Below are 15,862 nucleotides of genomic sequence, written 5' to 3' on the forward strand. Positions count from 1 at the left end.
CGCGCGGCCGCGTCCGGAGGAATAATGATGGGGAGCACCATTGAATTATCTGAGTGAGATGCTCAAATTGCCAGTCTTGGACGTCGACGGCGAAAAGCTCGGCGTGGTCAACGATTTTGGCATTGCAACTGGCGAAGTTTTTCCGCACGTGACGTCGCTCGCGTTCCGTGGTCCCGGCAAGACGCCGTTCATGATCAGCTGGCGCAAATGGGTCGACCGCATCGACGAGACGGGTGTACACCTTAAGACGTCGGCCACCGAAATCCGTTTTTCGTACCTGCAGCCGACCGAACTCTTGCTTGCCCGCGACGTGCTCAACAAGCAGATTGTCGACACGCAGGGCATGAAGGTCGTGCGCGTAAACGACATCAAGTTTTCCATGTCGGGCGAAAACCAGCTGCGCCTGCTGGGCGCCGAGGTCGGTGCCCGCGGTCTGCTACGCGCCATCAGCCCCGCGCTCGAGCATATCGTTGAAGGCTTTATGAAGCACCTGGGCAAGCCGCTCAGTGAGGATATCATCGCTTGGTCCTACATGGACCTGCTCGACCGCTCGACCAAGAACATTCAACTCTCGGTGTCGCACAAGACGCTCGGCGAGCTGCACCCTGCCGACATCGCCGACATTATCGAGCAGCTCGACCCGCGTCTACGTGCGCAGGTGTTTGCGCAGCTCGATACTGCCCAGGCCGCCGAGGCCATCTCGGAGTTCGATGACGACGAGCTTATGACCGAGATGCTCGAGGGCCTGTCCGATACGGACGCATCGTCGATGCTGGCCATGATGGACCCGGACGATGCGGCCGACCTGATCGACGAGCTCGATTACGAGAAGGCCGAGAAGCTCCTGCGCCTGATGGGCGTCAAGGAGGAGAAGGCGATTCGTAATCTGCTGGGGTATGAGGACAACACCGCCGGCCGCATCATGACCTCGGAGTTTGTCTCCCTGCCCGCCGCGGCAACGGTCGGTGACGCCATCGAGGCGATTCGCGAGCTCGACGAGGACTTCGAGAGCGTCTACTACGTCTATACCGAGGATCCGAGCGGCATGCTGACCGGCGTGCTTTCGCTGCGCACGCTGATCGTAGCCGACCGCGACGCTACGCTGGGTCAGCTGGCCTATCGCGACCTGGTCTATGTGTCGCCCGACGAGGACCAGGAAGACGTGACGGACGAGATGACCAAGTACGACCTGGTTGCCATCCCTGTCTGCGACGAGAACCGTCATATCCTGGGTATCGTGACCTTCGACGATGCCATGGACGTTATCGCCGAGGAGCATCAGGAGGACCTGCAGATCGCCGGTGTCGGCTCGGGCGATAGCGCGTCGGACGACTCGACGAACGTGCTCAGCTGGTTCGTGCATCGCCAGTACTGGGTTGTTGTATGGGGCATCGCGTCGTGCATCATGGCGACCGTGCTGGGAACGGCGCTCGGCTCCGCGCATCTGGTGGTGTTCCCCATGTGCGCCATGCCGCTCGTGCTGCTGGCGGCCTCGCGCATGGTGTCGTTCGTCAAGAACTACTTCCTGGAGTATGACGGTCACGACGATGAGCCCAAGCCGTATCTGGGGTTCTTCTTCCAGAGCACGGGCATGGGCCTGATTCTGTCACTCGTGACCTACCTGTGCGCCCAGCTGGTGCGCACCGCTGCGTTCCCCGATGCGTCCATGTTTGAGGAGCAACTCTTTACCGGGTGCTTTAACATCGCGGCCATCGTCTGTCTGATTGGCAACATGAGCGCCGTGATTTACCTGATGGTGCTGTTCTGGCGTGACGAGCATGACCTCAACACGTCGGGCACCGCCATGAACGTTATTGCCGTCATGATCTCGTGCGTAGCGTACTGCGTCGCTGCGGTGCTGCTCACCATGTCGGTCATGGGTTAGGTGGTCGCGTGCAAAATACCAAGCAAAAGTCGGGCACCAAGCAAAAGTTGACCATCGCGGCCATCTTTGGCGCTATGGGTCCCGGTCTGCTGGCGGCGCTTTCGGGCAATGACGCCGGCGGCATTGCAACGTATTCCAGCGCGGGCGCCAGCTATGGCTATAAGATGCTCTGGATGCTTCCCGTCATGACTGTGCTGCTCATCGTGACGCAGGAGACCGCGGCGCGCTGCGGCTGCGTCACGGGCAAGGGCCTGGCATCGCTCATTCGCGAGCGCTTTGGCGTGCGCAAGAGTGTACTTGCTATGGCGGCGCTGTTGATCGCCAACACGGCTGTGACCATTTCGGAGTTTGCGGGCATCGCCAGCGGCCTTGCTCTCTTTGGCGTGCCGGCGAGCATCTCGGTGCCGTTGGTGGCGCTGCTGGTGTGGATGCTTACCATGTCGGGTAGTTTCCAGCGCATCGAGAAGATTCTGCTGTTGGTAAGCTGCGTCTTCGTGACCTATATTGTCGCCGCGTTTATGGCTGGCCCCAACTGGGGTGAGGTCGCGGTCGACCTGGTCGTGCCTAACATTCAAAATGACCCCAGCTACGTGTCGCTCGTGGTCGCAACGATCGGTACCACCATCGCGCCGTGGATGATTTTCTTGGCGCAGAACAACGTGGTCGATAAGAACGCGGGCGAGGACGACATCGTGCTGCAGCGCATTGATACCGTGAGCGGCTCGATCGCTGCTGATATCATTGCGGGCTTTATTATCATCACGACCGGTACGGTGCTGTTCCCGGCGGGTATTCAGATTAGCGATGCTGCCGATGCCGCCCGCGCGCTGGAGCCCATCGCGGGTCAGTGGTCCACGGTGCTGTTTGCCTCGGGCCTGGTCGCAGCGAGCTTTTTGGCTGCCTGCGTGCTGCCGGGCGTTACGTCGAGTGCCATCTGCGAGGCATTTGGTTGGGAGCGCGGCGCCGATCGCAGCTGGGATGAGGCCCCGGTTTACCGCGGCATCATTACGGCCATCATCGGTATTTCTGCCGTGTTGGTGCTCATGCCCGGTGTCGATCTGTTCCAGATTATGATGACCTCGCAGGTCATCAATGGCGTGCTACTGCCCGTGGTTCTGGTGTTCCAGGTGGTTATCGCCGCCGACCGTCACATTATGGGCACTAACCGCAACGGTCGCGTGTGGAACGTGCTCACTTGGGCGACTATCGGTGTGATTACGGTGCTCACGGTCGTTATGTTTGTTCTGCAGGCGATGGGTTACAGCGCTTAGCGCCTCCTTTGGACTCCAAACAGGCCGCTGCCATGGGTTGCGGCCTGTATTTTGCCTGTTATAGGGGGTTAGTAATATGCGTGTGGACAAAAAATGCCAAACATGAGTACTGTTGCCTGGATGATAGTATTTACGACCAAGAAAATAATGAACATATCTAAAAATCTGTTCATTAAAAGCGAAGCTCCAAGTCTTAAGCCGGCCATTCTGGTCAACTGGAAGGGTCGCGCGCTACCGCTTGGGCGCCATTTTGGGTGGTTTTGCCTGCTACTAAAATGGTAACAGTACTCATATTTGCCCCTTTTTGTCCACGACCTCTTGGAGCCGGCTCGAAAAGAGTGATTTTGGGTTGTTTGCTGCAGGTGTGGGGCTTGGAAACAACGCTCGGGGTGGCGAGGCGTCCAGAATTCGGTCGCAAGGAGGGCGTTCCTCGGCTGTGTCAGGAGTGTCCCTAGGTGCCAGCACATAAGGAACGTCCCTAACTGCCGGAGGGGGTGTCTGCCGTGGCAGACACCCCCTCCGGATGTGGGAAGTTTGCGCTGCAGGTTACTTGTCGGTGCCCAGCTTGTGCGGCTTGAGAGCGAGCGCATTGACGAGCGCGTCGGTGGCAGACTTGACGGCCGCCGGCTGCGGATCGTTGACGTGATCCTCGGGATGCACGGGCAGGTCCTTCTTGACTGCATCGTGGATCAAGTTGAGGTACTCGGTCACGCCAGTGGTCGACAGGTGCGTGCCATCGCCATCGAACAGGTCGTTGCGATTGGCACTGTATCCGTACCAGTCGATAACGCGCACGTTCTTGTAGCGCGTGGCGGCGTTGGCGATGGCCTGGTTGGTAGAGCCAACCCACGGCTGCGGGCTGCGCGTGTTCACAAACACCACAATACGCTTATCTCCTGCATCGGCCATGATGGCGTCGATCTGGTCGTCGGTTACCAAGCCATTGGTTCCCAGCGCAAAGACCACGATCTTGCCGGCAAGGTTCTGCTGGATATAGCCCTCAAATGTCGCGCGGCCCGCATCAAACTGGCGTCCCTTTTCGGCATCGATATGGCTGTGCGGGAACACGCCCTCAAAGGAATCAACGGCGCGCAGCGACACGGAGTCGCCGATCATCAACAGGTCGTAGGAGCCATCGGGGAAGCCGTCGTTGTCCTTGTCGGTGTCGTCGGCCGCCTGCTGGTCGGTGGGCGCGGTGTTTTTGGCTTCCTTGTTCAGAACTTCGGCGCCCTCGCCGCTCAGCGCAGACGTCTCGGGCACAAAAATCAGGCCGCCCAGTGCAACGACCAACACGACAGCGCAGGCCGCGCAGACAGGGACGTGCGCGCGAGCCCAGTTGGCGGGCGTGGTGGTGCCATCGCGGAATTCGGCGACGGTGCGGCCGAAGGCGCCCTTCCTAAACGGCGTTTCGATAAAGCGATAGGAGCACTCGGCTACGGCAACCACCAGCAGCACCTGCAAAATGTACTGCCACCAGGGCGTATCGTTGATGTTGGCGACCGGGTTCATGAGCAACAGCAGAGGATAGTGCCACAGGTAGATGCTGTACGAGCGCTTGCCGACCCACACGAGCGGCTCGGCGGACAGCGCGCGGGCAACCATTCCCTGGGGCTGCACGCAGGCCGCGATGACCATGAGCGTGAGGATGGAACATAACAGCGTGCCGCCGCGATACTGGAACGCGGTGTAGCCGTTAGTGAGCGCGACCATGGCGGCAAGGCCAACCAGACCCACGACGCCCAACACATCGATGGATGCGGGCGAGGACCAAAAGCGCACGAGGGCGCTCGGCTGTGCCGGAGCGGTCTCGGCTGCTTCGTCGGCCTTCTCGCCAGACTTGCCCTCGGCGTTCTTGCCGTGCTTGGCGGCGCCAGCCAGGCGATTGAGCCCCAAACGATGTGCGAGACGCACCGGCGCCAGGTCGCGATCGGGGATAAAGGCCATCCAGGCGCCCAGCAGAAGCGAGAACACGCGGGTGTCGGTGCCGTAGTACACGCGGCTGGGGTCGGCGGCGGGGTTGTAAAGCACCATCATGGCGAGGGCAGATACCGCGGCAAGGCCCAGAACCACGCGGCGCGTGTTGGGCTTGCTCACATGCATGGATACCATGGCAAACAGCAGTGGCGGCCAAATCAGGTAGAACTGTTCCTCGATGGCAAGCGACCAAAAGTGCGTAAGCGGCGAGGGATCGCCCAGGGCGTTGAAGTACGAGACGTCCTGCATAATCTGCCACCAGTTGTTAAAGAACAGCAGCGACGGCAGAATGTCGGGACGCATCTTGGTGAGCATCACGTGGTTAAAGATGGTGCACAGCGCGCAGGTCACGAACACTACCGTTACCACGGCGGGGACCAGGCGACGGATGCGGCGAATCCAGAAGCTCTTAAGGTCGATGCGACCGGTCTTAGCGACTTCGTTGAGCAGCAAGCGCGTGATCAGATAGCCCGAAAGCACAAAGAAGATCGTGACGCCAAGCAGGCCGCCCTGAGCCCACGTGAGGTTGAGGTGATAGAGCACCACCGCGACGACGGCAAGCGTGCGCAGGCCGTCAAGGGCAGGGATGTAGCGGGACTTGGGGCGAGCAGGCGTCTGCTCCGCGGCGGGAGTGTTGGCGCGGCCCGCGTTGTTGGCAGAAGCGCGATGGGGGCTCGCGGTGCGTCGCGGCTCGTTGGCACGGCACTCGCCCTTCACGCGTTCGTGCGGCGCCGGCTCGTTGCCCGTGCGGCGTCGACCGCGCGAGCCCGATTGCGAGAATTGTTCCATAATACATCATCCAATGACGAGAATAATCAGCACGTATTCATTGTAGCTGCCTACCCCTGTGAATGCTTGCTGCTGGCGCAAGCTCAAGCGCGCGTCCACATCAAAGTGGACTAAAGTTATAGGGGGTGCGAGAGTGCACAATCGTTGGTCGACGGTGGGCGCAAAGCCTGAAGACGAGGAGGTTTCCATGGCGGATCACAGCATCGTTGCGGTGTTCGGCAGCATGAACATGGACCTTTCGGTGGCGTGCGAGCGCATGCCGCGCGCGGGCGAGACCGTCGGTGGCAGCGGTTTTATCACCAACGCCGGCGGTAAGGGAGCCAATCAGGCCGTTGCCGCTGCGCGCATGGGTGCGCGCACGTGCATGATTGGCGCTGTTGGGCGCGATACCTTTGGCGATGCGCTTGTGGCAGGGCTCCAGGATGCCGGCGTGGGCGTTGAGTTTGTGGCGCGTCGCGATGACGTGGAGACCGGTACCGCGACTATCATTCGCTGTGAGAGCGACAACCGCATCGTGCTGTCGCCGGGCGCCAACCATGCGCTTGCGGGCGAGGACGTTGCCCGCGCACTTAGGCGCTTGGTGGCCGACGAGCTCGACGGCGATGCCAGCGAGATTGCCCCGGCTGCCGGAAGCGTCTTTATTGCCCAGGGCGAATGTGACCTTGCAGCAACGGCCGCGGCGCTTTCTTGCGCTCACGAGCTGGGGTTCTATACGATCTTTAACCCGGCGCCCGCCTGCGACCTGCCGGCAGGAGCGTGGCCTGCGGTCGACCTGGTCTGCCCCAACGAGACCGAGTGCCAGGTGCTGACGGGCATTCTGCCCACAGATGATGCGAGCTGCGTCGCCGCGCTCAATGCGCTGCTCGACAAGGGCGCCGGCGCCGCGGTCATCACGCTGGGCGGCGCCGGCTCGGTTACGCTCGGCGATGGCGGTGAGCCGCTGCGCATGCCGGCGCTTTCGAGCGTGGTGGTCGATACGACGGCCGCGGGCGATACATTTATTGGCGCGCTTGCTGCAGCTCGTCTGGAGGGCCTGCCGCTCTTTGAGTGCATGGCGGCGGGCGCTCGCGCCTCGGCGGTGACGGTGTCGCGCTTGGGCGCTCAGCAATCAATTCCCACGCGTGCGGAAGTCGAGCACAAGTTTGGTTTAGACGGTTTGGATGTAGACGGAGAAGCGGAGTAGAACAATGGCAACCAAGAAGCTGATCCTTGATCTGGATATGGGTGTGGACGATGCGATGGCGCTCGCCTATGCCATCGCGAGCCCCGAGGTGGAGCTCGTTGGCATCACCACGTGCTTTGGCAACGTGCGCGTCGAGCAGTCGGCGCACAACTGCTTGGCGGTGCTCGACCTGTTGGGTCGTCCCGAGGTGCCGGTGTACCTGGGCGCCGATCGTCCCATGAAGGCGACCGAACCCTACACGCCGCCGGCGTCCACCACGCTTATCCACGGCAAGAACGGTATTGGCGGCGCAAGCGTGCCCGCCTCGCCGTACGAGCCGGTGGGCGCGACGTCGGCCGATGACAATGCGGCGGTCGATTACCTGATTGATGCCGCGCGTACCTATGGTCCCGATCTGGCCTACGTTGCGACCGGCCCGCTCACCAATCTGGCGCTTGCCCTGGAGCGCGATGCGGCGGCGATGATGTCCATCGGCCGCGTGGTCGTGATGGGCGGTGCGCTTACCGTGCCCGGCAACGTGAGCGCGGGCGCCGAGGCCAACATGGCGGGCGACCCCGAGGCTGCCGACGCCGTGTTGCGCTCGGGCCGCAAGCTCACCATGGTGGGCTTGGATGTGACGCACCGCGTGGTGCTCACACGTCGCGACGTTGCCGGCTGGACGGGCTCGGGCACTATGGCTGGCTGCGCGTTTGCGAGCATGGTCGAGCACTATATCGGTTCGTACGAAATGAACGCGCCCTACCTGGGCGGCTGCGCGCTGCACGATCCGCTTGCTGTCGCTGTGGCGATCGACCCCACGCTCGTAGGTGCGCTCGGCTGCAACCTGCGTGTTGATCTGCTGGGTGAATATCGCGGCCGCACCATCTGCGACGAGCACCGTCTGTCCGATCCAGATAAGAGCGCGCTCGTGGCGCTCACCGTGGACGCCCCACGTTTCCTCGCGGAGTTTAAGGCACGCATGGCTCGCATCCTTGGCTAAACGGTTTCTGTGCCCCGATCCAGATTAGCTACCGAGTAAATACGCCCGTTGGGGGAATAGTCGCGTCGCTTCGCTTGACAACAGGCTAAACTAGCTATTAAACATTTACTATTCTGTTTAGATTGAATTTGCGGTCGTTTAGTTGTCGAGTCACGGGGCGGTCAGGCCACGATGCTCGACCGCGACCGTTACTAGGGGGAACAATGGCCAAAGCAAGTGTCCGCGAAATCAGCCGCATCACCGGTTTTTCGCCTGCGACCGTGTCCAACGCGCTCAACCGCAAGCGCAGCGTGAGCGAGGAGACCGCCAAAGTCATCCTGGAGTGCGCGCAGTCGCTCGGCTATCAGCAGTCGACGCAGCTCGAGAGCATCCAGTTTGTGCTCGCGCGCAAGACGGGCGCCATCCTGGACGAGAGCACCTTCCATCCCGCGGTTATTGAGGGCGTGGAGCGCCAGGCGCGTCGCCACGGCATGAGCACGAGCTTTGTCTCGCTCGACTTTAGCGACCTGGACGCCGTGCGTCCGCAGGTCGAGGGCCTGATCGCCGACCCGTCTGCCGCCATCGTGCTGATGGGTACCGAGCTGGGTGAGGAAGATTACGCCCTGTTCGCCAACGCTGCCGCCCACCTGATCGTGCTCGACGGCTGGAGCGACCGCCAGTACTTTGATGCCGTAGTCATTGCCAATACCGATTCGGTGCTGCGCGCCGTGGACTACCTTATCGAGAAGGGTCACAGGCAAATCGGCTATCTGGCAGGCGATCTTCGTATCCGCAACTTTAAGGATCGCGAGCGCGGCTATCGCCAAGCACTTGAGGATGCGGGCCTCGAGGCAAACCCGGCATGGCGCGTCACGCTGGGCACCACGCTCGAAGGTGCCTATCGCGATATGGGTGCATGGCTCGACAGCGTCTCACGTGACGACCTGCCGACGGCTTTCTTTGCCGAGAACGACGTGCTCGCCGTGGGTGCCATGCGCGCGTTCAACGAGCACGGCATTCGCGTGCCCGAGGATGTCTCGATCATCGGCTTTGACGACCTATCTCTGGGCGCCTTCTCCAACCCGCCACTCACCACGGTGCATGTTCCCAAACACGAGGTGGGCGAGATCGCGGTGCGCCGTCTGGTGGGTAACATCCGCAATCCCAAGAGCTATACCTGCAAAACGGCCGTGTCGACCTATTTTGTCGAGCGCCAGAGCGTGCGCGAAATCTAGGCGGAGACGGCATTGCCTGCAGCGTGCCAAAGCTCGCTAGGGCAGTTAACATAGTGCCATTCAGAAGAGGATCCTTCGGGGTCCTCTTTTTGTTTCCCTTATATGTTCAGATTGTTTACATACCGTTTAGGCTGATTTCTCTACCGTCTACGGGTATTTCGCGCTAAACTTCTAAACAGAAGAGTAAAACATTTAGTAAACAGAACAAAACGAAACATGCGTCTGTTTACTGAACATGTGACTAGGGGAGGACGTACATGGATAAGATCAAGCTCGGTTTTGTGCCCACGCGCCGTAGCATCTTTAGCGCGCCGGACGCGATCAAGTATCGCGGCCTTACGGCTGATCGCCTGCGCGAGATCGGCGTCGAGATTGTGGATATCGACGACATCAACGACGAGGGCCTGCTGTTCGACGACAGCCATATCGCGCCTATCGTCGAGAAGTTCCGCGCCGAGGGCGTCGACGGCATCATGCTCTGCCACGCCAACTTTGGTACCGAGTATGTCTGCGCCCGCCTTGCCCGCGAGCTCGGCTTGCCCGTGCTGCTGTGGGGTCCGCGCGACGAGCGCCCCGAGCCCGACGGCACCCGTCTGCGCGATAGCCAGTGCGGCCTGTTCGCCACCGGCAAGGTCCTGCGTCGCTTCCAGGTTCCCTTCACCTACATGACCAACTGCCGTCTGACCGATCCCGAGTTCGAGCGCGGTGTCTGGGACTTTTTGGCCGTGTGCAACGTGGTCAAGACTTTCAAGCACACCCGCATCCTGCAGATGGCCACCCGTCCGTTCGATTTCTGGTCGACCATGTGCAACGAGGGCGAGCTGCTCGAGAAGTTCAACATCCAGCTTTCGCCCATCCCCATGACCGAGCTTGTCCAGGCCGTGCGCGACGCCCAGGCTGACGAGCAGGCCATGGCAACCATGCTCGCCCACATTGGTGACAGCTTTGAGATCTGCATCCCCGAGGACAAGGTTCCTGCGGTCGCAGGACTCGCCATTGCCATGAAGCGCCTGGTCGAGAAGTACGGCTGCAACGCCGGCGCCATCCAGTGCTGGAACGCCCTGCAGGACGAGTTGGGCATTATGCCCTGCGCCGCCAACGCAATCCTCAACGAGATGGGCATCCCCATCGTCTGCGAGACCGACATCCATGGCGCTATCACCGCGCTGATGGTCGAGGCCGCCGACCTGGGCCGTCACCGCGGCATGTTCGCCGACTGGACCGTGCGTCATCCCGATAACGAGAACGGCGAGCTGCTGCAGCACTGCGGCCCCTGGCCCTGCAGCTGCGCGGCCGTCAAGCCCAAGCTCACCTATCCGCTGGCCTTCGATCACCCCGGCGCGCTGACGGCCGAGGCCAAGCACGGCGACCTCACCCTTGCCCGCTTTGACGGCGACAACGGCGAGTACTCGCTGCTGCTGGGCAACGCCCGCGGCATCGACGGCCCGGCCGGCATGGGCACCTACCTGTGGGTCGAGGTCGACAACCTCAAGCGCCTCGAGGCCAAGATCGTCGAGGGTCCCTACATCCACCATTGCGTCGCCATTCACGCCAACGTGGTGCCGGTGCTCTACGAGGCGTGCAAGTACATCGGCATTGTCCCCGACCTGTACGACCCCATCGAAGAAGACGTCAAAGCTTACCTGCGAGGAGAGTAGAAATGGCAACTATCGAAGAGCTTGAGTCCCTGCGTTGGGACCTTCGCCGCGATTGCGTCGATATCATCATGGCTGGCGCCGGCGGCCACATCGGCGGCGACATGTCGGTGATTGACGCCCTCATGACCCTCTATGCCAACCACCTCAACATTTCGCCCGAGACCGTCGACGATCCCAACCGCGATCGCTTCGTTCTCTCCAAGGGCCATGCTATGGAGGCCTACTACGCGGTGCTCTGCCACGAGGGCTATCTTGACCTCGACGACGTCAAGGCCCGCTTCTCCAAGTTCGGCAGCCCCTACATCGGCCATCCCAACAACAAGCTCAAGGGCATCGAGATGAACTCGGGCTCGCTGGGTCACGGTCTGCCCGTGGCCGTGGGCATGGCGCTTGCCGGCAAGATGGACTGCCGCGACTACCGCGTCTACACCATCATGGGCGACGGCGAACTTGCCGAGGGCTCGGTCTGGGAGGGCGCCATGAGCGGCGGCAACTACCAGCTCGATAACCTGTGCGCGCTCGTGGACCGCAATCGCCTGCAGATCAGCGGCAGCACCGAGGACGTTATGAAGCAGGACTCGCAGGAGGAGCGCTGGGCCGCCTTCGGCTGGAACGTGCTCTCCATTCCGGGCAACGACGTCCAGGCCATCGACGCCGCGCTGACGCTGGCCGCCGAGACCAAGGGTAAGCCCACGGTCATCATCCTCAACACGGTGAAGGGCTATGGCTCGCCCGTTATGGAGGACAAGGCCGCCTGGCATCATCACTTGCCCAACGACGAGGAATATGCCCAGATCATCGCCGATTTCGCTGCCCACAAGGAGGCTATCAATGGCTAACAAGATCGCCAACCGCAAGGTTATCTGCGACACGCTGCTCGAGGCCGCCGAGACCGATAAGGACATCGTCGTCCTGTGCTCCGACTCCCGCGGCTCCGCATCGCTCACGCCGTTTTTCGATCAGTATCCCCAGCAGTCCATTGAGGTCGGCATCGCCGAGCAGGACCTGGTGAGCATCGCCGCCGGCATGGCTTCGTGCGGCAAGAAGGCCTGGGCCGCCTCGCCGGCGTCCTTTGTGACCACACGCTCGTATGAGCAGTGCAAGGTCGACGTCTCGTACTCCAACACCAACGTCAAGCTCATCGGTATCTCGGGCGGCGTCTCCTACGGCGCCTTAGGCATGAGCCATCACTCCGCGCAGGATATCGCTGCCATGAGCGCGATTCCCAACATGCGCGTATATCTGCCGAGCGATCGTTTCCAGACTGCCGAGCTCGTGCGCGCCCTGGTTGCCGACAACAAGCCGGCCTATATCCGCGTGGGCCGCAACCCGGTCGAGGACGTGTATACCGAGGACGAGTGCCCGTTCCAGATGGACCGTGCCACCTGGGTACGTCGCGGCACCGATGTGACGATTGTCGCCACCGGCGAGATGGTCCGCCATGCCGTGGACGCCGCCGACCTGCTGGCCGAGCAGGGTATCTCCGCTACCGTGCTCGACATGTACTGCGTCAAGCCGCTCGACGCCGAGGCCGTGATTGAGGCCGCCGGTGCCACGCGCGCCGTCGTGACCGTCGAGGAGCACAGCCCCTTTGGCGGCCTGGGCTCCATGGTCGCTCAGGTCGTGGGCGAGCATTGCCCGCGTCCGGTTAAGTGCCTAAGCCTGCCCGACGCGCCGGTCATCACCGGCACGAGTCCCGAGGTCTTTGCGCACTACGGCCTGACGGGTGCCGGAATCGCAAAGACGGTCGCCGAGTTCCTTGGCAACTAGTAGAAACAGACGCTGCGCGGCCGCCAAGCACCGCACCTTGCCGTTCAAACCGTCGCTTGCGTACACAGAGTACGCGGCGCTCCTCTTTCACGGCAATCTGCGGCACTTGACGGCCGCTCGCTCCTTGTCCGCCAGGTTGTCTTCGATTTGACGGAAGGAATGGGAGAGTACATGAGTAAATACATCATCGGTATCGATCAATCCACGCAGGGCACCAAGGCGCTGCTGGTGGACGAGGGCGGCCATTTGATTCATCGTGCCGATCGCTCGCATCGCCAGATTGTCAACGAGGCCGGTTGGGTGAGCCATGATCCAGCCGAGATCGCCGCTAACGTGCTGGCCGTGGCGCGTGCTGTGGTGGAGGAGACCGGGGTCGATCCGGCCGACGTCGCCGGCATCGGTATCTCCAACCAGCGCGAGACCACCGTTGCATGGAACCGCACGACGGGCGAGCCGCTGTGCGACGCCGTGGTGTGGCAGTGCGCCCGCGCCCGCGGGCTGTGCGACAGGCTGGCCGCGCGCGAGGGTGTGGCCGATCTGGTGCGCGACACGACGGGTCTGGTACTCTCGCCCTACTATCCGGCGGGCAAGATGGCCTGGATTCTCGCGAACGTTCCCGCGGCTGCCGAGGCCGCGGCAGCGGGCGAGCTTTGCCTGGGCACCATCGATGCCTGGGTGGCCTGGACGCTCACGGGCGGCGCGGAGTTCCGCTGCGACTGGTCTAACGCCAGCCGCACACAGCTCTTTGACCTGCGCTGTGGCTGCTGGAGCGAGCCGGTGTGCGAGGCCTTTGGCGTCGACGTGGCCTGTCTGCCACAGGTGACCGATTCCGATGGCCTGTTCGGCACGACGGATCTGGGTGGCTTTTTGCCAGCGCCCGTGCCCATTCACGGCGTGCTCGGCGACAGCCACGCGGCCTTGTTCGCGCAGGGCTGCCACAGCCGCGGTATGGCTAAGGCGACCTATGGCACCGGCAGCTCGGTCATGATGAACGTCGGCGACGAGTTCGTCGCCAGCTCGCACGGGCTTTCGAGCTCGCTCGCATGGCGCATGGACGGCGTGACCGAGTACGTGCTCGAGGGCAACGTGAGCTACGCCGGCGCCGTCAAGACGTGGCTGCGCGACGATCTGGAGCTCATCAATAACCCCGAGGAAGTTACCGACCTGTGCTACGCCGCCAATCCGGCGAGCCGCGTCTACTTTGTGCCGGCGTTTACCGGTCTGGGCGCGCCGCACTGGGCGAGTGACGCCGAGGGCTGCGTCTTTGGCATGACGCGCACCACGGGTCGCGCGGAGTTCGTGAAGGCCGCCGACGAGTCGATCGCCTATCAGATCTTTGACGTGATTGATGCGATGGTCGAGGATTCGGGCGCGGCGCTGGCCGAACTTCGTGTTGACGGCGGTCCCACGCGCGATGCGTACCTGATGCAGTTTGAGAGCGACCTGGTCGGCTCGCCCATCCGCATTGCGAGCAACGACGAGATGAGCGGCCTGGGCGCGGCCTGGGCCTGCGGCATTGCGCTGGGCATGTACACGCGCGATGTCGTCGACGTCTACGGCGCCCGCGGCATCGTGGAGCCTGCCATGTCCGCCGACGAACGAGCCAAAAAGATCGCCGGCTGGCGTCACGCCGTCGACGCGACCATTGCCTACACTGCCTAGGCGGCTGCGCGGCGCCCGCAGGCTATTCCCGGGCAGCTCATTTGGGATGGGGCTTTTTTGACTGGTATGATTGGTGCGATCATTCGAACCAGCTAAAAGAGCCCCGTCCCAAATTGACTACCGAGAGGATCTGCCATGGAGCGCATCGCGAGTTTTTCCGTTGACCATCTGCTGCTCGAGCCCGGCGTGTATGTGAGCCGCATCGACCACGATCCGGCGACCGGCGCCGCCGTCACCACCTTTGACCTGCGCCTGACCACGCCCAACAAGGAGCCAGTTATGAACACGGCGGAGTGCCACACCATCGAGCATCTGGGTGCCACGTTCCTCCGCAACCATGCCGAGTGGTCGAGCCGCATTGTCTACTTTGGTCCCATGGGCTGCCGCACGGGCTTTTACCTCGTCGTGTTTGGCGAGGTGACGAGCGAGGAGATCCTGCCGCTCGTGCGTGAGCTGTTCGAGTTTGTCGCCGGCTTTGAGGGCGATGTCCCCGGTGCCGCTCCCGAGGAGTGCGGTAACTATCTGGACCAGAACCTCCCCATGGCAAACTGGCTCGCGCGTCGCTATCTCGACCGCGACCTGGCCGATATCGATGAGAAGCACCTGCATTATCAGCAGGCGTAAGGGCTTTATCGCCCAAAGCGCGCGCATTGGGCGCCTTCGCTTATGCGGGGGCGCCTTTTTGTTGAGTGGTCGGGACGAGCGTTCAAAATCGCTCATGTTTGTTCTAGAATGTTCGTATAGTCACATTTACGAACAGGAGCGAACATGCACATCTATTCTGTCAACGATCCCGAGTTCAAATCCTATGGCAACGTTTGGGATGACGTTCCGTCCGAGCTCACGTCGCTCGTGCTCGAGGCGCTCTCTGCCACGCCCATTCCCGAAGGCAGCAAGTACGTAGCAAGCGCGCCGGAGCTCGAGGGCGTCAAGGATGCCGATAAGCTGGGCTTTCTCATGTACGGCGGCCGCTCCTTCCAGCTCGGCTGGTGCAACGGGCACAACACACGCCTCAACTGCCTGGAGTATCACCGCGCCAGCGAGTTTAACCTGGGCGCCCGCGACTTTATCCTGCTCGTGGCGCATCGCTGGGAGATCGAGGACGGCAAGCTCGACACCGCGTGCGTCAAGGCGTTCCGCGTACCGGCGGGCAAGGTCGTCGAAGTCTTCAACACCACGCTCCACTACACGCCCTGCATGGTCGACGACGGCGGCTTCCAGGTGATGGTGGCGCTGCCGGCGGGCACCAATGGCCCGCGCCCCGAGGCCGCAGCCGACATGCCCGCCGCCGGCGACAGCTACTGCTACTGGAAGGCCGACAAGTGGGTTCTCTGCCACGCCGATAGCCCCAAGGCTGCCGAGGGCGGCTACGTGGGCCTCGTCGGCAAGAACCTCGACATCGCCTGCGACTAGCATCTTCCGTCTCGATTTGTAACATCTAGCGGGCTAAATCGTCTCTACCTGTTACAGATTTAGA

The 15,862-nt window shown here is 62.1% G+C and carries 12 protein-coding genes; 11 read left to right on the top strand and 1 reads right to left on the bottom strand.

Annotation, left to right across the window (positions count from 1 at the left end; translation table 11 throughout):
* Nucleotides 1-58: 58 nt before the first annotated feature.
* A complete protein-coding gene (locus DW899_RS04095) occupies nucleotides 59-1,885 on the top strand; it encodes a magnesium transporter (protein WP_233539899.1) in 1,827 nt (608 codons plus the stop codon).
* 74 nt (nucleotides 1,886-1,959) lie between these two features.
* The gene (locus DW899_RS04100) at nucleotides 1,960-3,156 is read left to right on the top strand and encodes an Nramp family divalent metal transporter (RefSeq protein WP_117769790.1); all 1,197 of its coding nucleotides are present in this window, start codon (nucleotides 1,960-1,962) and stop codon (nucleotides 3,154-3,156) included.
* Between the two features lie 546 nt (nucleotides 3,157-3,702).
* Here DW899_RS04100 and DW899_RS04105 read toward each other — a convergent pair.
* Nucleotides 3,703-5,919 carry an acyltransferase family protein gene (locus DW899_RS04105; protein ID WP_117800084.1) on the bottom strand — a complete coding sequence of 739 codons (2,217 nt, stop codon included), beginning with the start codon at nucleotides 5,917-5,919 and terminating at the stop codon, nucleotides 3,703-3,705.
* A 187-nt stretch (nucleotides 5,920-6,106) separates the two neighbouring features.
* Between DW899_RS04105 and DW899_RS04110 the strand changes: the two genes are divergently transcribed.
* From DW899_RS04110 to DW899_RS04150, 9 genes are all read left to right on the top strand, one after another.
* On the top strand, nucleotides 6,107-7,102 hold the full coding sequence (locus DW899_RS04110) for a ribokinase (protein WP_117773689.1): 996 nt from the start codon (nucleotides 6,107-6,109) through the stop codon (nucleotides 7,100-7,102).
* Between the two features lie 4 nt (nucleotides 7,103-7,106).
* Complete coding sequence (locus DW899_RS04115; protein ID WP_117800085.1) at nucleotides 7,107-8,081, top strand: nucleoside hydrolase; 975 nt, start codon at nucleotides 7,107-7,109, stop codon at nucleotides 8,079-8,081.
* A 203-nt stretch (nucleotides 8,082-8,284) separates the two neighbouring features.
* Entirely contained in the window at nucleotides 8,285-9,295 is a 1,011-nt protein-coding gene (locus DW899_RS04120; RefSeq protein ID WP_117769779.1) for a LacI family DNA-binding transcriptional regulator, read from the top strand.
* 257 nt (nucleotides 9,296-9,552) lie between these two features.
* On the top strand, nucleotides 9,553-10,953 hold the full coding sequence (locus tag DW899_RS04125; protein WP_117800086.1) for an L-fucose/L-arabinose isomerase family protein: 1,401 nt from the start codon (nucleotides 9,553-9,555) through the stop codon (nucleotides 10,951-10,953).
* Nucleotides 10,954-10,955: 2 nt separating this feature from the next.
* Complete coding sequence (locus DW899_RS04130; RefSeq protein WP_199570259.1) at nucleotides 10,956-11,792, top strand: transketolase; 837 nt, start codon at nucleotides 10,956-10,958, stop codon at nucleotides 11,790-11,792.
* On the top strand, nucleotides 11,785-12,723 hold the full coding sequence (locus DW899_RS04135) for a transketolase family protein (protein WP_117800087.1): 939 nt from the start codon (nucleotides 11,785-11,787) through the stop codon (nucleotides 12,721-12,723). The genes DW899_RS04130 and DW899_RS04135 overlap by 8 nt, the downstream gene beginning before the upstream one ends.
* Before the next feature lie 171 nt (nucleotides 12,724-12,894).
* On the top strand, nucleotides 12,895-14,385 hold the full coding sequence (locus tag DW899_RS04140; protein WP_117800088.1) for a glycerol kinase GlpK: 1,491 nt from the start codon (nucleotides 12,895-12,897) through the stop codon (nucleotides 14,383-14,385).
* Between the two features lie 135 nt (nucleotides 14,386-14,520).
* Nucleotides 14,521-15,009 carry an S-ribosylhomocysteine lyase gene (locus DW899_RS04145; protein WP_117800089.1) on the top strand — a complete coding sequence of 163 codons (489 nt, stop codon included), beginning with the start codon at nucleotides 14,521-14,523 and terminating at the stop codon, nucleotides 15,007-15,009.
* Nucleotides 15,010-15,153: 144 nt separating this feature from the next.
* Nucleotides 15,154-15,798, top strand: coding sequence for a DUF4867 family protein (locus DW899_RS04150; protein WP_117800090.1), 645 nt, complete (start codon nucleotides 15,154-15,156; stop codon nucleotides 15,796-15,798).
* The last annotated feature ends 64 nt before the right edge of the window (nucleotides 15,799-15,862 follow it).

It is taken from the genome of Collinsella sp. AM41-2BH (assembly GCF_003468085.1).
Lineage (GTDB): Bacteria > Actinomycetota > Coriobacteriia > Coriobacteriales > Coriobacteriaceae > Collinsella.